The sequence below is a fragment of the Halomonas sp. NO4 genome, assembly GCF_010994375.1.
GTDB lineage: Bacteria > Pseudomonadota > Gammaproteobacteria > Pseudomonadales > Halomonadaceae > Halomonas.
In genome coordinates this window covers 1-17,738 of the sequence record NZ_WHMA01000017.1, presented here as the reverse complement: position 1 = coordinate 17,738, position 17,738 = coordinate 1, and the positions used below count along the sequence as shown (strand labels likewise).

The following is a 17,738-nucleotide window of genomic DNA, read 5'->3' as shown; positions in this document are numbered from 1 at the left end:
GTACCTGAACCGCGAGGTGTTGCAGTCGCTCATCAACGAGGCCGAACTCGACAGCGAACCTCGGTACTCGCTGATCACTACCCCGCGCCCGATGCCATCGGGTGCGCCCCTGACGAGCGGATCACGATTGCCCATGAACGAAACTCTCTCCCCCGACGGGACGCGAGTGCGATTCAGGGGTCGCGGCGGCGGTCGAGCCTGGGGCCCAGGGGACCCAGCCACAGCCACACCTGGAGTACCACCAGCAGCGGCAGCAGCCAGGGCGGGGCGCCGGTGGTCACGGAGAGCAGGTAGTAGATGAGGTAGGCGACGACGCCGGCCCCCAGGCCGATCATCGGAAAGAGCAGCGGCCGCTGGTGGCCGGGTCGCCGCGTCAGGCGAAACAGTGAACCGATGAAGACGCCGAAGGCGGCTGCCATGGCGAGGTGCAGGAGAATGGCTTGCATAGCGTCGGATCGCATTCGTGTGGCTGTGATGGCAGCCTAACGCCTTCCGGCGTTGGCCGACTCTACGACTTTGGACACCCCTGGGAGGAAGCACCATGAAGGCGTTGCTGCTGTCGGCCTATGCAGCGGTGAGTCATCGCCACTGGGCGCAGGGCGTGATCGAGTGGCTGGATGATATCCAATGGACCCTGCTGGAGCTGCCGCCGCGCCACTTTTCGTGGCGAATTCGTGGCAATCCCCTGACCTGGATGGTGCGGGAGCACGAAACGCTGTCGCAGGAGTACGACGTCATCCTGGCCACCTCCATGGTCGACCTGGCGACGCTGTGCGGTCTCTACCCCCATCTGGGTCAGGCGCACAAGGTGGTCTACTTCCACGAGAACCAGTTCGCCTACCCGCTCTCGGCCCACCAGCGCCCGCAGGTTGAGGCGCTGATGGTCAATCTCTACAGCGCACTGGCGGCCGACCGGCTGGTTTTCAACACCGCCTATAACTGCGACAGCTTCCTTGCCGGTGCCGAGAGCTTTCTCAAGCGGATGCCCGACAACCTGCCGATGACGCGCCCCCTGGCACAGCTGGCCGAGCGGGCCGAGGTGGTGCCGGTACCGATTTCGCCGCTGCGTCGTCCACCACCTGATCGACCCCCGGGCCATCGCTTGATCTGGAACCATCGCTGGGAGTACGACAAGAATCCCGACGACTTCTTCGCCGTGCTGGTTTCCCTGGCAGAGCGCGACCTCGACTTCGAGGTGGCGGTGATGGGGCAGCAGTTTCGCGAGCGCCCCGCGATCTTCGACGAGGCGCGCGAGCGCCTGGGGGACCGGGTGGTGTGCTGGGGAGCGCAGCCGGAAGTGCGTTACCGGGAAATGCTGGCCAGCGGCGATATCGTGATCTCCACCACCTGGCACGAATTCCAGGGGCTCTCGATCATGGAGGCCGCGCAGCTGGGCGTGCGGCCGCTGGTGCCGGATCGCCTCTGCTTTCCCGAACTCTACCCCGCGGCGTATCGCTACGACGGCACCCGAGACGGGCTGGAAGCGACCCTGGCCGCCTGGCTGACCCACTCCCAGCAGCGGCCGCCGCCACTCGACGTCGGCGCCTGGGAGTGGCCGGCCATGGTCGGACGCTATCGGGCGCTGCTGCAAACGCCATAGGGCGGGCAGGGAGCGCCGTATTGCCGGGCCGCTTTGTGGGTGTCCTAGGGGTGCCCTGTAGTGGCTTCGTCCAGGCGGTCGAGACGGCGTGTGGGCCAGTGCACCACGGCCGTGTGACGAACCATGTGTTCGGCCAGGCGGGGGTGGCGCTGGCCGATCACCGTGCTGGCGAAGTCGGCCAGAAAGCGCGACTTGAGCTCGGCCCGGGCACGGTCGACGCCCACCCTCTGGTAGGGCGTCGAGGCGAGCAGCATGAAACCGTCGTCCGGAATGCGGCCGGCGCGCATGTTGGCATCGATGATATCGGCGGCGGTGCCGATGGGTTCGGCCAGGTCCGGGCCGTAGGGGCCGATGATCAGCGCGGTGTTGGGCAGGTGCAGGAAGTCGAAGCCACGTCCCACGCAGATCACCCACTCGCGGTGCTCGATGTCCAGCGCGCGTGAGACGCCGCGCAGGCTCGTCACATGAGCCAGGTTGCCCTCGAACAGCGGCAGCAGGTCGCGGCGGATATCGCCGGGCATGTCGGGGCAGAGACGGGCGACGCGGAGCTCGAGGGCGGCAGCGGCCGGGGAAAGTGCGCCGATGTCCAGGATCTCGTCGCCGTCGCCATGCACGATCAGGGCGTCGCCGTCGGTTTCGAAGCCGCATACCAGCGGGTAGACGTTGCGACGGTCGCTGCCGAAGAGCCGTTCGGCCTGGGCCTGAAGGCAGCGGGCGTGGGCCAGCGCCGCCTGCTGGTCGCAGCCGAACCCGGCGCAGCCGCGGGCGCGCGCACCGCGAGAGAAGTGGTAGGTGATCATCAGCAGCGCGCCGTGGCCGGCGTGGATCGCCTCCGCCACTGCTTCGGTGAGCAGTTCGCCCAGGTAGGGCCAGCCCAGATCGAAGATGCCGCCCAGATTGCGGAAGGGGGTGATAATGCCCAGCGGCGTGCGGGTGGCATGGGGAATGTGGATGCGCCCGTCCATGCACTTCATGACCAGCAGGCGCGTCGGGTGATTGGCCAGGTAGCGCGCACGAGCCAGGCTGGCCGAGGGGCTGCAGAAGGTGGCGGCATGCGCCCGGGACAGGGAGAGCAGCGTCTCGATGCGCTCGAGGATGGGTCGGTCGTGGATGGGCATGGGCGCGGCGACTCGGTTCTTGTTATGAGGCGATATCCGCCCATCGTCGCCGAGCCCAGGCCCGATGCCAACTCGTCCTTTGGCGCACGGCCTAGAGCGTGGTCTTGTCCGGAAACTCGCAGAGGTCCTCGATCACGCAGCTCCCGCAGCGCGGCTTGCGTGCCACACAGGTGTAGCGGCCGTGGAGGATCAACCAGTGATGGGCGTCGCGGCGGAATTCGCGGGGCACGTGGCGCAACAGCTTCCGCTCCACCTCGTTGACGTTGGCGCCCTTGGCGATGCCGGTGCGGTTGGCCACGCGGAAGATGTGGGTGTCCACGGCGATGGTGGGTTCGCCGAAGGCGGTGTTGAGGATGACGTTGGCCGTCTTGCGCCCGACGCCGGGCAACGCCTCGAGCTCGGACCGGGTTCGGGGTACCTCGCCGCCGTGCTGCTCGACCAGCATGCGGCAGGTCTTCATCAGGTTCTCGGCCTTGGTGTTGTAGAGGCCGATCGTCTTGATGTGCGCCTTGAGACCCTCCAGGCCGAGATCGAGGATGCCCTGGGGCGTGTTGGCCACGGGGAAGAGGCGCGCCGTGGCCTTGTTGACGCCGACATCGGTGGCCTGGGCGGAGAGCAGCACGGCGGCGAGGAGCTCGAACGGGGTGGACCAGTTCAGCTCAGTGGTGGGTTCGGGATTGTGGGCGCGCAGCCGCGCAAAGATCTCGTGGCGTTTCTGGGCGTTCATGGTGCTTCCGTGGCGGTGGCAAGGCGGAAACCGGTGAGTAGTATTGCTCCGACCTGTCTCCGGCGCCCCTCACGTGGGTGGTAGTTTGATGCCAGTCGTTGTCTGGCATTCGTTAAGCTTTTCGGGCCTCTTCCAGTGCCTGGCGGGCGCTGGCGAGCAGCCGCTCGGCCTCGGGCAGCTGGGCCTGGGCGGTGGCCTCGGCCTCGGCGTCGCCGCGCCGCCGCGCGCTCTCCAGCTGCTGGCGCACCCGTTTCAGCGCCTGTTCGGCGGCCTTCACTGCCATCTGCCTCTGTCGTTGCACCTTGGCGTCGCCCTGATCGGTGCTCGTGGCGCGGTTCGAACCCGCCGGCTGGCGCTGACGCAGCAGCCGGCGCTGGCGCTCGAGGCGTTTCTCGCGCGCGTCCCGGGCCAGCCGACGCTGGTGCGCCTGGAAGCGGCGCCGCCCCTTCTCGGCGCGCCGGGCCAGATAGGCATCGCGCTCGGCCTCGCTTTCCGCTGCTTGCCAGCGGGGATGGGGCAGCAGGTCGATGCAGTCCACCGGACAGGGGGCCACGCACAGCTCGCAGCCGGTGCATTCGTCGGCGATGACGGTGTGCATGCGCTTGGCCGCGCCGAGAATGGCGTCCACCGGGCAGGCCTGGATGCACTTGGTGCAGCCGATGCATTCGTCCTCGCGGATCCACGCCACCAGCGGCTCCTGGGCCGGTTCGGCCAGCGGCAGCGAGGGGCGGTCGGTCACCTCGGCGAGCCGCTCGACGGTGCGCTGGCCGCCCGGCGGGCAGCGGTTGATCGGCTCACCCGCGGCGATGGCCTCGGCGTAGGGTCGACAGCCAGGCTCGCCGCACTTGCCGCACTGGGTTTGCGGCAGCAGGGCGTCGATGGCGTCGATCAGGTCCGCGTCGAGGGTGGGGCGATTCATCTCACTCGCTGGCCCGGCTCGGCGCCGGAATGCGGCTCGAGCAGGTAGATGCCGCCGTTGCTGCCGGCGGCCAGCACCATGCCCTCGGAGACACCGAAGCGCATCTTGCGCGGAGCGAGGTTGGCGACCATCACCGTGAGGTGGCCTTCCAGCGCTTCCGGTGCATAGGCGGCGCGAATGCCGGCGAAAACGGTGCGTGTTTCGCCACCCAGGTCGAGGGTGAGCTTGAGCAGCTTGTCGGCGCCCTCCACGTACTCCGCCGTGGCGATGCGGGCGATGCGCAGGTCGACCTTGGCGAAATCGTCGAAGCTGATCTGCGGGGCCAAGGGCTCCTCAGCCAGCGGCCCCTTGGCGCCCTCCTTGAGTTTCTGTTCTTCCACCAGGTCCTCCTTCGACGCCTCGATCATGGCGTCGATCTTGTCGCGCTCCACGCGGGTCATCAGCGGCTTGAACTTGGCGATGGCGTGGTCGACCAGCACCTCGCGGCGGCTCTCCCAGTCCAGCGTTTCCAGCTGCAGGAAAGCACGCGCCTGCTCGGCCATGGCGGGCACGATGGGCGCCAGGTAGACCATCAGCTGACGGAAGAGGTTGATGCCCACCGAGCAGATGTCGAGCACCTCCTGGTCGCGGCCTGCCTGCTTGGCGAGCACCCAGGGCTCGGCCTCGGCAATGTAGGTGTTGGCCTCGTCGGCGAGCTCCATTATCTTGCGCACGGTGCGGCCGAACTCGCGCGTCTCGAAGTCCTCGGCGATGGCGTCGCCGGCGGCGATGAAGCGGGCAACCAGATCGGGCTCGACGCAGTGGGCGGAAAGCCGGCCGCCACCCAGCTTCTTGACGAAGCCGGCACAGCGGCTGGCGATGTTGACCACTTTGCCCACCAGGTCGGCGTTCACACGCGCTGCGAAGTCCTCGAGGTTGAGGTCGAGGTCATCGAGGCGCGCGGTGAGCTTGGCCGCGAAGTAGTAGCGCAGGTACTCGGGGTTCAAGTACTCGGCATAGGTGGCCGCCTTGATGAAGGTGCCGCGCGACTTGGACATCTTGGCGCCGTTGACGGTGACGAAGCCGTGGCAGTTCACCGCCGTGGGCGTGCGGAAGTCGGCGCCGTGCAGCATGGCGGGCCAGAACAGCGCATGGAAGTAGACGATGTCCTTGCCGATGAAGTGGTAGACCTCGGCCTGGGAGTCGGGCTTCCAATAGGCATCGAAGTCGAGGCCCTCCCGGTCACACAGGTTCTTGAAGCTGGCCAGGTAGCCGATGGGCGCGTCGAGCCACACGTAGAAGTACTTGCCCGGGGCATCGGGAATCTCGAAGCCGAAGTAGGGGGCGTCGCGGGAGATGTCCCACTCATTGAGCCCGGCCTCGAACCACTCCATGAGCTTGTTGCGGATCTGCGACTGGACGTGCTCTTCGTCGATCCAGTGCTTCAAAAAGTCGGCGAAGTCCGGCAGCTTGAAGAAGAAGTGGGTGGAGCTGCGCACCTCGGGGGTGGCCCCGGAGATGGCGGAGACCGGGTCGATCAGTTCCGCCGGCGTGTAGGTGGCGCTGCACGCCTCGCAGTTGTCGCCGTACTGGTCCGCGGCGCCGCACTTGGGACAGGTGCCCTTGATGAAGCGGTCGGCGAGAAAGAGCCCCTTGACCGGATCGTACATCTGCTCGATGTCACGGGTGGCGATGTGGCCGGCGTCGCGAAGCCGGGTGTAGATCAGCTCACTGAAGTGGCGGTTCTCGTCGGAGTGGGTCGAGTGGTAGTTGTCGAAGCCGACACCGAAGGTGGCGAAGTCCTGCTGGTGTTCGCGGGAGACCCGCTCGATCAGCGCCTCGGAGGTGATGCCCTCCTGCTCGGCGCGCAGCATGATGGCGGTGCCGTGGGCGTCGTCGGCGCAGACATAGTGACACTCGTGACCGCGGCTCTTCTGGAAGCGCACCCAGATGTCGGTCTGGATGTACTCCAGCAGGTGGCCCAGGTGAATGGCGCCGTTGGCATAGGGCAGGGCGCTGGTGACCAGGATCTGACGCGTATCGCGAGTGGTGTTCGGCATGGTGGCTCTGCTTGTCCCGTTGAAAACAGGCCTCGATTGTAGCCATCTTCGCCGGGTGCTGCATCCGGGCGGGGCGGTGATGGCCGCCTTCGGGACCGGTTCAGGTGCGCAGCACCCCGAAGTGGGTGAGGCCGCGGTCGGCGAGGTGCAATGCCTGCATGCGACTCATCACCCCCTGGTCGCAGTACAGCAGGTATTCCCGGTCGTGGGGCAGGGAGTCGGCCTGCGCCTGAAGCTCGTAGAAGGGGATCGCCAGCTGCTCCACCTGGGGCAGGTCGAGCGGGTCGGCCTCGCGCTCTTCCGGGGGGCGGATATCGATCACGCTAACCGGCCCCTGGTCGGCCAGGGCTGCGGTGCCCTCGACGATGCGCACGTCGAACTCGCTGCCGTCGGTCTCGCTTTCCAGCAGACGGTCCGAACGGGTCGACGTCGCCGCCGCGATGGCGTCTTCGAGCACGCGGAAGTCGAAATCCTGCTCGGCGGCCAGCACCTTGTCGCGGCGGGCCTGGGTGTTGGGACGGCGCGAGACGGCGCCGCACACCTCCGGCATGCCTTCGGCGAAGCGGTCGGTACCGATTCGGCGCGCAGTGGCGATGATGTCGAGCTTGTCTTCGGCGATCAGCGGGCGCAGCGTGGGCAGCTCGCTCACTTCATCGATCAGGGCGAGGTTGGTCAGGCTCTGGCTGGAAACCTGGGCGATGGCATCGCCGGTGGCGAGCACCGGAATGCGGGCCCGCTGGGCGAGACGGCCGGCGGCGCGCAGCATCATGCGCTTGAGCACCACGCCGATCAGCCCGTCGGGAATGGTGCGGTGCATCTCGCCGACGACGCCCTCGAAGGGCACGCTGATGAACTGGACGCGATGGGAGCGGCTGTAGCGTTCCCAGAGATGGTGGGCCACGTCGCGCACGATGTGCTCATGAGCCGGGCCGCCGAGATCGAAGAACAGGAAGTGGGTCTTGATGCCGCGACGAATCAGCTTCCAGGCGGCGACGGGCGAGTCGAAACCGCCCGAGATGAGGCAGAGCGCCTGGCCCTGCTGACCCAACGGGTAGCCACCCAGCCCCGGCCAGCCCTGATGGATCAGCCGCAGGCGCCGGTCGATGACATCCAGGCGCACGTTGACCTCGGGATGGTTGAGATCGACGCGGGAATCGGGGGCGGCATCGAGCAGGACACGACCCAGGAAGCGTTCGAGATCGGCCGAGGTGAAGTCGTGATTCCCTCGCCGCTTGGTGCTGACCCGGAAGCGGCGTCCGGCGATAGCCGTTTGCCAGAGGGCTACCAGCCGCTGCCCGGCGTCCTCGAAGGTGGTGAACGGCACTTCCTCCACCACCTGCACGGAGTGGATTCCGGGAATGCGGGTCAGGGCGCTTTCCAGGTCGCCGCGCTGTCCCGCGGAGAGCGACTCGTCGGTGCTGACCTGCAGCGAATCCCAGCCGCCCTTGACACGCACCGACTCGCCGAGCGGCGAGAGCGTATTGCGCACGTTGCTGACCAGGCAGCGGGTCATCTGCCGTCGCACGGGTCGTGACTTGATGGTGATTTCCGGGAACAGCTTGAGCAGGTAGTACATCGGCGCTCGCTTGTGGAACAGTCGTGAAAACAGATGCTTGTAGTATACCAGAGGCGACCCGGAAGCGTGACAGGCGGGGTCGAGCGACCTATCTACGCGCCTATTCCCCGCAGCCCAACGCAGTGCGCCCGGCCGAAGCCGGGCGCCGAGGTCAGGTTGCCTGCTCGCGACGGGGGTCAGTAGAGGGCCTGCTCCTCGCTGACGACTTCCTTCAATAACTCCAGGAAGAGCTTGTCGGCTTCGGAGTGCTCTGCCGGGTCGTCGGGAATGTGCACGCTGGTGGTGTCGGAGATTTCGTTGGCGATGCGCGCCATCACGTCCTGGGGGTTGTCCTGGCCAAGGTGGCGTCGGGTGATCTCCAGCGACTGTTCGAGAATCTTTGGGTCCTGAAGCAGTTTCTTGATGAAGCTGCGCAGTTCATTGATCACGCGCGTCTTCTGGATTTCCGAGGCTGACATGGCGCTCTCTCCTTGTCGTGATGAGCCGTGATGAGCCCTGTTCGGTCGTTGCCGCGACGATAGCACGTTTGCGCGGCTCACACAGTCTCGGGGCTGCGGCATGGCACGTTGCTGGTGCGGCTTGCCGAGGTCGTTCGACCCGGTTTTGTAGGAAATCTCGCACAAATGGCGAGGCCAATGGATTAACTCGTATGGCCAGGGAGGGGTAGATGCAACGGAAAAAATCGTTACACTGGGTTACATGGGTGTGTCCTCATGCTCGTGCATGAATGAGATGCTGCTTGACACTGAGCTGATAGCCTCATATCCAGACAGTAAAAAGACAATAACCAGCATTGGATCTCTTTGATGTCGAAAGGTGGGTAGTGCCAGCCGCCGAGCGTCGAAGAGCGCCACGCATCGGCAGGTGCAGGCTTGCCGGAACGCATGAAGACGAACAGGGAACTGAGATGACACAACAAGGTGCAACGCAACGCGCAAGGTGGGGACAACATGCCGGGCGAGTTGCCGGCTCGCTGGCGGTAGGCTCGGCCATGACGCTGATGCCGCTGGCGGCTGCAGTAGCTCAGAGCCTGCCTCAGGGCATGGCGTCCCCCGGATCCGCCGACCTGCCACAGGTCGTGCAGCAAGCCATCGCCACTAACCCGGAAGTGCGTGCCGCCTGGAACGAGTTCCAGGCCTCCGGGCATGACAGGCGCGAGGCCTGGGGCAATTACCTGCCAAGCATCGATGTCTCCGCCGGGGTCGGGGTCGAGGATCGGGAGGATGACGCCCGTGGCAGCTACGACACCCGCTTCGCCGAACTCAGCCTGAACCAGATGATCTACGACGGCTTCGCCACTCGCAGCGAGGTCGAGCGTCTGGATCGCGCTCGCCTGGTGCGCTATTACGAGCTGCTGGGTGTCAGCGAGGAGGTGGCCCTGGAGGCCGCACGCGCCTACCTCGACGTACGGCGTTATCGCGAACTCGTGACCCTTGCCCAGCAGAATTACGCCGAGCACCTTCGCGTCTACGATCAGATCGAGGAGCGCGTGCGGTCGGGGGCCGGTCGCGGCGTCGATCTGCAGCAGATCAACGGCCGCCTGGCGCTGGCCGAGTCCAACCTGATGACCGAAGCCTCCAACCTGCACGACGTCTCGGCCCGCTACCAGCGCATCGTCGGCGGCCTGCCCGCAGAGAGCCTGGCGCCGGCTCCCGACCTTGACGAGCGCATACCCCCTTCCATGGCCGAGGCGGTGAACCTGGCGTTCCAGGGCAACCCGGATTTCCATGCCGCCATCGAGAACATCGAGGCCAAGCGCGCCGAGGAGAGCCAGACCCAGGCGGCCTTCCAGCCGCGGCTCGATCTGCGCGCGCGCACCGGCGTCTACGAGAACAACGACGGCAGTTTCGACCCGCTGGGTCAACGCGACCGCCACAGGGTCGAACTGGTCGCCAGTATGAATCTGTACAACGGCGGCAGCGACCTGGCCTCGTTCCGGGCCGCCAGCAATCGCGTCGAGCAGGCCGTGGACGAGCGTGACCTGGCGTGCCACAACGTGCGCCAGACCACCCAGATCGCCTACAACGATGCGCAGCGCCTTCGCGAACAGCTCGAGTATCTCAACGAGCACCGCCAGTCCATCGACCGCGTTCGCGGGGCCTATGAGCAGCAGTTCGACATCGGCGAGCGATCGCTGCTCGATCTGCTGGACAGCGAGAACGAGTACTTCGAGGCCAGTCGCGCCTATGCCAATGCCGTATACGATATACGGCTGGCCGACACCCGTATTCTGGCGGCCACCGGGCAGCTCATGCAGACCCTTGGCGTGATGCGCGAGGACATGCCGACGCTGGCCGAACTGGGCAGTGACGGCGTGGCGCTTGATCCGGAGGGGCTGTGTCCCGTACAGGGGCCGGCCGGTTTCACGCTGGAGGACCTGACCCGGGGGTTGGGCAGCGCGCCGGCACCCGAGCGGGCGCCGGATGTGACGCTGTCGGCGGATGCGCTCTTCGCGGTCAATAGTGCCGAACTCGGCTCGGATGCCCGTAGCGAGCTCAACGCCCTGGCCGAACGGATCCAGGAGCGCCGTGACCTGGCGCGCGTCTTCATTGCCGGCCATGCCGACAACACGGGCAGCGATGCCATCAACGACCCGCTCTCGCAGCGTCGGGCCGATAGCGTCGCGGCCTATCTGGTGAGCCAGGGCGTCAGCGCCGAGCTGATCGAGACGCGCGGTTACGGCTCTCGCCGGCCGGTGGCCAGCAACGATACCGTGCAGGGGCGTCGCCAGAATCGCCGCGTCGAAGTGACCCTCGAGGAACGGGGAGAAAGCGCGGCCGGTTTCGAGCTCGAAACGCCCAGTGTGAGTCAGCAAGTACCCTCCCCGGAGCCGGCCGGTGAGTCGGTGACCTCAACGCCCGTGGCATCGAGTGCGGAGCGAACCTTCCTCCAGGTGGCCGCGCTGTCTCGCCAAGAGGCGGCCGAGTCGCTGCGCGATTCGCTCACCCAGTCGCTGGGCAAGCCGGCACGCCTCGCCAGTCGCGGTGGCGTTCATCGCGTGCAGGTAGGGCCGTTGAGCGACGGGGATCTCGCCGCAGTCCAGCAGCGCCTGGACACGCTGGGCTATCACGACGCCTACGCCACTCAGGGCTGAGCCGGGATCCGGCCGGCCTTGTGCGAAGGGCCGGCCGGGTATCGTCACGCTTTCCGGCTAATGGCAAGAGGTGCTCGTGAGCCAACAGGAAAATCTGGAGGCGACGCTTGGCGATGCCGGTGCTTCCGCAGTGAAGGACGAACTGCTGGAATGCCTGCTGAGCGTGGCCCGGTCGCATGATCATGATGTCAGCCCCGACTCGCTGGTGGCGGGTCTGCCGCTCGAGGAGGGGCGCCTGACCCCGGCGGTCTTCCCGCGGGCGGCGGCGCGTGCCGGCATGACGGCACGCATCGTCAAGAGCCGGCTGGTGCAGTTGAACCCGGACTTGTTCCCGGCGGTGCTGCTGCTGGAGCCGGGCCGAGCCTGCTTGCTGGTGGCCTTGGATATCAAGGCACGCAAGGCGCAGGTCATTTTCCCCGAGCTCGGCGATGCGGTTTCCGAGGTAAGCCTCGATGGCCTGCAGCGTAGCTACAGTGGCCAGGCCATCTATGTGAGGCCGCGCTTCCAGTTCGATGCGCGCGGCCCCGAGGTCAAGAAACAGCGCGCGCGCCATTGGTTTTGGGGCGTTATCCGCGAGAACCGCAAGCTGTATCGCGACGTCATCGTCGGTTCGGTGCTGATCAATCTCTTTGCGGTGGCGATGCCGCTCTTCGTGCTCAACGTTTATGACCGGGTGGTGCCCAACCAGGCCACGGAGACGCTGTGGGTGCTCGCCATCGGCATCTTCATCGTGCTGTGCTTCGATCTGGCGCTGCGCCTGATGCGCAATGCCTTTGTGGACCTGGCGGCCAGTCGTGCCGACGTCAAGCTCTCGTCGTCGATCATGGCTCGTGTACTGGGCATGCGCATGGAGGCCAAGCCGGCCTCGACCGGTTCCTTTACCGCGACGCTGCAGTCCTTCGAATCGGTGCGCGCCTTCATCGGCTCGGCCACGGTCGTGGGGCTGGTCGATCTGCCCTTCGTGCTGATGTTTGCCGGCATCATTGCCTTGATCGGCCCGCCCCTGGTGATTCCGGTGCTGGTGGGCATCGCGGTGGTGCTGCTCTATGCGCTGGCGGCCCAGAGCAAGCTGCACGAGCTCTCCGAGACGACCTGGCGCGTCGGTGCCCAGCGCAATGCCACCCTGGTCGAGTCGGTCTCGCACCTGGAAACCGTCAAGGCGCTGCGTGCCGAGAGTCGCATTCAGGGCTCTTGGGAAAAGTCCAGCGCCTTTCTGTCGCGCACGGCGGCGCAACTGCGTCTGGTCAGCTCGTCGGTGTCCAGCATGGCGCTGTGGACCCAGCACACCGTGGCGGTGGCGGTGATCGTCATTGGGGTCTACCAGATCATCGAGGGCAACCTGACCCAGGGCGGACTGATTGCTGCCTACCTGCTCTCGTCGCGGGCCATGGCGCCGGTGAGTCAGGCGGCAGCGCTGCTGGCCCAGTACCATCAGTCCTCCACGGCGCTCGATTCGCTCAATGGCGTCATGGACAAGCCCGTGGAACGCCCCGATGACCGCCACTTCGTGAGCCGCCCGGTGGTGCGGGGCGACATCGCCTTCGACAAGGTGTCACTGCGTTATCCCGAGGCGGAGCGCGAGGCGCTGCGCGATGTTTCGCTCAAGATCAACGCCGGCGAGAAGGTGGCCCTGCTGGGGCGGGTGGGCTCAGGCAAGTCGACCCTGCACAAGCTGTTGCTGGGACTCTACCAGCCCACCGCCGGGGCGGTGATGATCGATGGGGTGGATGTCCGCCAGTTCGACCCCCTCCAGCTGCGCCGCCATATCGGCTATGTCCCCCAGGATGTCAGCCTCTTCTTCGGCACGCTGCGGGAGAACGTCGCTGCCGGCGGCGGCAGCGACGGCGTCGACGACGAAGCCCTGCTGCAGGCACTCGAGCTGAGCGGACTGGAAAGCCTGGTCAACAACCACCCCCACGGCGTGGAGCTCCAGGTCGGCGAGCGCGGCGGGATGCTCTCCGGGGGCCAGCGCCAGGCGGTGGCCATTGCGCGTGCGGTGGTGCATGACCCCCAGATCCTGCTGCTCGACGAGCCGACCAGTTCCATGGACCACGCCAGCGAGGAAGCCTTCAAGAGCCAGCTCACGACCTATGCCGAGGGCAAGACGCTGCTGCTGGTTACCCATCGCACTTCGCTGCTCTCGCTGGTGGATCGCATCATCGTCGTCGACGGCGGCAAGGTGGTGGCCGACGGCCCGCGCGACAAGGTCGTCGAGGCCCTGCGCAAGGGACAGATCGGGAGGGCCAACTGATGGCGAGTCGCAAGCCAACCGCCGAACAGCAGGGCTTCGAGGCCATCGGTCGTTTCTCCACCGTCGGCAGCAAGCCGTTTCGCCCCCTGATCGATCGCCTCTTTGCGCGACGGGTGACGGCGGCGCACTTGAACCGAGACTGGGCCAGCGATGCCGACTGGGCGCGCATGCAGCAGGATCCGATGCGGGCGCGGGCCTTGCTCTATACCTTCTTTCTCGCGGTGGCCGTGCTGCTCACCTGGGCCTACTTCGCGGAAATCGATGAAGTCACCCGGGGCGCCGGACGCGTCATCCCGGCGCAGCAGCTGCAGCGGATCCAGTCGCTTGATGGCGGAGTGGTGCAGGAAATCCCCGTGCGTGAGGGGCAGTTGGTCGAGAAGGGCGACGTGCTGATGCGCATCGATCCCACCCGCTACGTCTCCGATTTTCGCGAGAATCGCGCCAACGCGCTGGCCTTGCGAGCGCGGATCGAACGTCTGCGGGCGCTCGTCACCGACACGCCGTTCAACCCCGCCGATGAGCTTCGCGATGAAGTGCCCGACATCGTGATACAGGAGCGCGAAGTCTACGAGAGCCGGCGCGAGGAGCTGCGGGAACAGGAGAACGTGCTTCGTGACCGTATTCGCCAGCGCGAGGAAGAACTGCGCGAGGCGCGGGCCCGGACCGAGACGGCCCGGCGCGAACTCAGCATGGCATCGCGCGAGCTTAACCTCACGCGCCCCTTGCTCGAATCCGGTGCCGTTTCCGAGGTGGACGTGCTGCGGCTGGAACGCGAGGTCTCGCGGACACGTGGTGAGTTCGAACAGGCACAGGCGTCGGTCAGTCGTCTGGAAGCCGCGGTGGAAGAGGCCGAAGGCCAGCTCACTGAGCTGGGCAGCGAGCGCCGCAGCGAGTGGCGCAATGACCTGGCCCAGACCCTGGCCGATCTCAATGCCCTCAACGAGGCGAGTACCGGCCTGCAGGATCGCGTGCGTCTTGCCGAGCTGCGTTCTCCGGTAGAAGGCGTGGTGCAGCAGCTCGAGATCAATACCATCGGCGGCGTGGTCCAGCCCGGCCAGGAAGTGGTCAGCGTTGTACCCAACGACGAGCAGTTGCTGGTGGAAGCACGGATTGCACCCCAGGACATCGCTTTCCTGAGTCCCGGCCAGCCCGCCACCATCAAGCTCACCGCCTATGACTACAGCATCTACGGTGGTCTCAAAGCCGAACTGGACCACATCAGCGCCGATACCATCACGGATGACAACGACAACACCTTCTACCTGGTGCGGGTCCGCAGCCTCGAAGACGAGACGCTGGGCAGCGACATGCAGGTGATTCCCGGCATGACCGCCGAGGTCGACATCATGACCGGCAAGCGCACCGTGATGCAGTTTCTGCTCAAGCCCGTGTTGCGGGCGTGGCGCGATTCCATGGGAGAACGATGATGGCACACTGGTTTGTCAGTCACGGACGTGACGAATTTCCTCGCTGGCGCCGCGCCTTTCCAGAAGCGCGACTGGCATCGGCGTCTGCAGTACAGCAATCCGCTGGAGCCGGCGATGCCGTCTGGCTCATGAACGACACGCCGGCGTGGCCGTCGCTGGCCATGCAACTGAGCCAGCAGGGGGCTGCCGTCGTGGTGCTCAGCCTCTCGCCCAACGATCGCGAGGCCTTGCAGGCTCTCCAGGCGGGCGCACGGGGCTATGCGCACGCGCTGGCCTCGGCGGCAATGCTGACGCAGGTGGCGATGGTGACGGCCAACCAGGGCATCTGGGTGCCGGCCGACCTTTTGGGACGTGTGCTCGGCGCCACCTACCAGGCTCTGGGAGGCGAGCCGCGCATGTCGAATGACGAGTTGGCGACCTTGACCGAGCGGGAGCGCGACGTGGCCCTGGCCGTTGCCAGTGGCCAGAGCAACAAGGAAGTGGCGCGGCGCCTCGACATCACCGAGCGCACGGTGAAGGCGCATCTTGGCGCCGTGTTCCGCAAGTTGGGCGTGCGCGACCGCATGCAACTCGTGCTGCTGCTCGCCCATCACCCCGAGATATCCTGATACCACGGTAACTTGTCGTTACCTGTCCATCGGTCCAATACCCCGCCGTCGATGGGTCACCTACCTTTGAATCAGATTCTTCATTCGGGAGACGAGTGCCGACTCGTTCTCGAGTGAATCAATAACATTATCTTCGCCGTACGCAGGGAGTCACACCATGAGCATTGCCACTGTTGTGTCGATCACCGGTCAGGCCTGGGCCCGGGACGAGCAGGGTAACCTTCGCGAATTGAGCGTGGGGGACACCCTTCAGGAAGGCGAGGTGCTGGTCACCTCGGACAACGGCAGCGTGCAACTCGACTTCGGCGACGGCCTCGAGCCGACGCAGATCCCTGGCGGTCAAACGGTTGCCATGACGCCCGAACTGAATGACGAGGCGCCAGTCGATGAAACCGATTTCGCGGCGATGGACGAGGATATCGACGCCCTGCTCACGGCACTTGAAGAAGAAGACGGCGACCTGCTTGAAGCCCTCGACGCCACCGCAGCCGGGGCCGGCGGCGGTGGCGGCGCTGGCGGCGGCCATGACTTCGTGCGCCTCGCCCGCATCAGCGAAGACGTCGACCCGTTGGCGTTCACCTTTGCCGGGGCCGCTACGCCGGGGCCGGAGTTCGATGAGGACTTTGCACCCGCCGACGTCGAGGAAGATGCCGAAGTGATCGCTCCCACCGCGAATGCTTCCACCATCGAATTGCAAGATGCCGAAACGGTGGGTGAGAGTGCCTCAGTCGCGACCGGTGTTCTCGATTATTCCTTTGGCTCCGGCGGCGCGGGCAGCGTCACTTTCGCCGGCATGGACGGTACCCAACTGCAGGTAGGGCGCGAGCTGCTCCAGTTTAGCTGGGACGGCGATAGCAATACGCTGTTCGCGGTATCGCCCGGCCGTGAGTCTCTCGTATTCACCGTGGAAGTCGATCCTACTACCGGCGAGTTTACGGCGACGCAGGTCAGCAACCTGCTGCACGAAGAGAGCCTCGACGAGGCGCTGGCCGGCCTGACCTTCACCGTCACCAGTGGCGACGGGTCCACCGCGGACGGCGATTTCGACATCACCATCCTCGACGACCTGCCCAGCATCACCGAGTTCTCAACCGGCGATCTCGATGAGCTGACCCTGACCACTTTCGATGTCGCGACCGGCGAAGGCGGCTATCCCCCACGAGAGATTCCGCAACAGGAGGTGGCTCTCGAGCCGGGACAAGATGACTTTCCTGGCAATGATCAGCCTCTTCCCTGGATGCCCAACAGTGCCAGCCAATCACTGGCCAGTTTCTTCGATGCCTCCATTAATTACGGTGCCGATGGCCCGGGTAGTGCGGAATGGAGCTATGGCCTCTCCCTTACCAGCGGCGAAGGCGACGGCTCTGTCGACTCGGGACTGACGACCGGTGATGAGACCATCTACCTACATGAAGTCGAAGGTCCAAATGGCAGCATGGGCATCGTCGGCAGCACTAACTCTACGCCTCCTGAAGCGGGTGGCGAGTTGCCTAGCGACGTCGTCTTCCTCCTAGCCATCGATGGTGAAGGCGAAGAGGCATCGATCACCCTGATGCAGTTCCAGGCCATCGATCATCCCGAAGGTGGCGAGCCCGGCCAGACGATCTCCATCCCCAGCGATCTAATCACCCTCACCGGCACTCTCACCGTGACCGATGCCGACGACGACAGCGTCTCGGCGAGCCAGGATATCGACCTGGCCAGCCTGATCAACTTCGTGGATGACGAGCCCGAAATCATCGAGTTCGATACCACTGAAGCTGATCTTGCAGTCGACGAGTCGTTGGAGCCCGACACCGACACCGATCCCAACGCCGGTGACGAAACCGCAGCAGGGGCGCCCGAAGGCGCCATTGGCTACGCCACCCTGGCCGGTGACGAGCTGTTCGACGTCAGCGTCGACGGCGGCGCTGACGGCGAGAATGACGCAGCGCGTAGCTTCGCCCTGAACCTGGCGCTGGCCGAAGAAGCCAGCAGCGTCGATTCCGGGCTGGATGTCACCGGCGGCGGCAACATCCTGCTCTCCATGGATGGCAGCGATGTGGTGGGCCGGGACAGCCAGACCGAGTCTGAGGTCTTCCGCATCGAGATCGATGCCGAGACTGGCGCGGTCACCGTCACTCAGTACCAGGCCATCGATCACGGCGAAGACGGCAACGATCACGATGCCGGTCTGTCCATCGACCCGGAGCTGCTCAGTGCCGAGTTGACCATTGAGGATAACGACGGCGACAGCGATAGCCAGAGCGTGGAGCTGGGCAGCCTGATTACTTTTGAGGACGACGGCCCGAGCGCCCAGCGCGCCGAGCTGGGCCAAGACGACGCCCCCGTGGTCAGCCTCGACGAATCGCCGATGGAAGGCGAAGGCAACGATGGCCT

The 17,738-nt window shown here is 65.8% G+C and carries 13 protein-coding genes; 6 read left to right on the top strand and 7 right to left on the bottom strand.

The window, feature by feature from the left end; translation table 11 throughout:
- Positions 1 to 173 precede the first annotated feature (173 nt).
- Positions 174 to 446: a hypothetical protein gene (locus tag FEF15_RS12495; RefSeq protein WP_163559506.1), complete on the bottom strand. Its 273-nt coding sequence runs from the start codon at positions 444 to 446 to the stop codon at positions 174 to 176.
- A gap of 95 nt (positions 447 to 541) precedes the next feature.
- Here FEF15_RS12495 and FEF15_RS12490 point away from each other — a divergent pair, with 95 nt between their 5' ends.
- Entirely contained in the window at positions 542 to 1,600 is a 1,059-nt protein-coding gene (locus FEF15_RS12490) for a DUF3524 domain-containing protein (RefSeq protein WP_163559505.1), read from the top strand.
- Positions 1,601 to 1,644: 44 nt separating this feature from the next.
- On the opposite strand, the gene FEF15_RS12485 is transcribed toward FEF15_RS12490, so the two are convergent.
- From FEF15_RS12485 to FEF15_RS12460, 6 genes are all read right to left on the bottom strand, one after another.
- Positions 1,645 to 2,718: a carboxysome shell carbonic anhydrase domain-containg protein gene (locus tag FEF15_RS12485; protein ID WP_163559504.1), complete on the bottom strand. Its 1,074-nt coding sequence runs from the start codon at positions 2,716 to 2,718 to the stop codon at positions 1,645 to 1,647.
- A gap of 91 nt (positions 2,719 to 2,809) precedes the next feature.
- Positions 2,810 to 3,445: an endonuclease III gene (nth, locus tag FEF15_RS12480; RefSeq protein WP_163559503.1), complete on the bottom strand. Its 636-nt coding sequence runs from the start codon at positions 3,443 to 3,445 to the stop codon at positions 2,810 to 2,812.
- A gap of 112 nt (positions 3,446 to 3,557) precedes the next feature.
- Complete coding sequence (rsxB, locus tag FEF15_RS12475; RefSeq protein ID WP_163559502.1) at positions 3,558 to 4,364, bottom strand: electron transport complex subunit RsxB; 807 nt, start codon at positions 4,362 to 4,364, stop codon at positions 3,558 to 3,560.
- Entirely contained in the window at positions 4,361 to 6,403 is a 2,043-nt protein-coding gene (gene metG, locus FEF15_RS12470; RefSeq protein WP_163559501.1) for a methionine--tRNA ligase, read from the bottom strand. Before metG ends, rsxB begins: the two co-directional genes overlap by 4 nt.
- Positions 6,404 to 6,503: 100 nt before the next feature.
- Complete coding sequence (thiI, locus tag FEF15_RS12465) at positions 6,504 to 7,979, bottom strand: tRNA uracil 4-sulfurtransferase ThiI (protein WP_163559500.1); 1,476 nt, start codon at positions 7,977 to 7,979, stop codon at positions 6,504 to 6,506.
- A gap of 176 nt (positions 7,980 to 8,155) precedes the next feature.
- The gene (locus FEF15_RS12460) at positions 8,156 to 8,437 is read right to left on the bottom strand and encodes a hypothetical protein (protein ID WP_163559499.1); all 282 of its coding nucleotides are present in this window, start codon (positions 8,435 to 8,437) and stop codon (positions 8,156 to 8,158) included.
- A gap of 533 nt (positions 8,438 to 8,970) precedes the next feature.
- On the opposite strand from FEF15_RS12460, the gene FEF15_RS12455 reads away from it, so the two are divergent.
- From FEF15_RS12455 to FEF15_RS12435, 5 genes are all read left to right on the top strand, one after another.
- Positions 8,971 to 11,073, top strand: coding sequence for a TolC family outer membrane protein (locus tag FEF15_RS12455; RefSeq protein WP_240454156.1), 2,103 nt, complete (start codon positions 8,971 to 8,973; stop codon positions 11,071 to 11,073).
- Positions 11,074 to 11,149: 76 nt separating this feature from the next.
- The gene (locus FEF15_RS12450; RefSeq protein ID WP_163559497.1) at positions 11,150 to 13,324 is read left to right on the top strand and encodes a type I secretion system permease/ATPase; all 2,175 of its coding nucleotides are present in this window, start codon (positions 11,150 to 11,152) and stop codon (positions 13,322 to 13,324) included.
- On the top strand, positions 13,324 to 14,751 hold the full coding sequence (locus FEF15_RS12445; RefSeq protein ID WP_163559496.1) for an HlyD family type I secretion periplasmic adaptor subunit: 1,428 nt from the start codon (positions 13,324 to 13,326) through the stop codon (positions 14,749 to 14,751). Before FEF15_RS12450 ends, FEF15_RS12445 begins: the two co-directional genes overlap by 1 nt.
- Positions 14,751 to 15,359 (top strand): response regulator transcription factor, encoded by a 609-nt coding sequence (locus FEF15_RS12440; protein ID WP_205598528.1) that lies wholly within the window; start codon positions 14,751 to 14,753, stop codon positions 15,357 to 15,359. The genes FEF15_RS12445 and FEF15_RS12440 overlap by 1 nt, the downstream gene beginning before the upstream one ends.
- A gap of 157 nt (positions 15,360 to 15,516) precedes the next feature.
- Positions 15,517 to 17,738: retention module-containing protein (locus FEF15_RS12435; RefSeq protein WP_163559494.1), on the top strand; the 2,222-nt coding region annotated here is incomplete at its 3' end.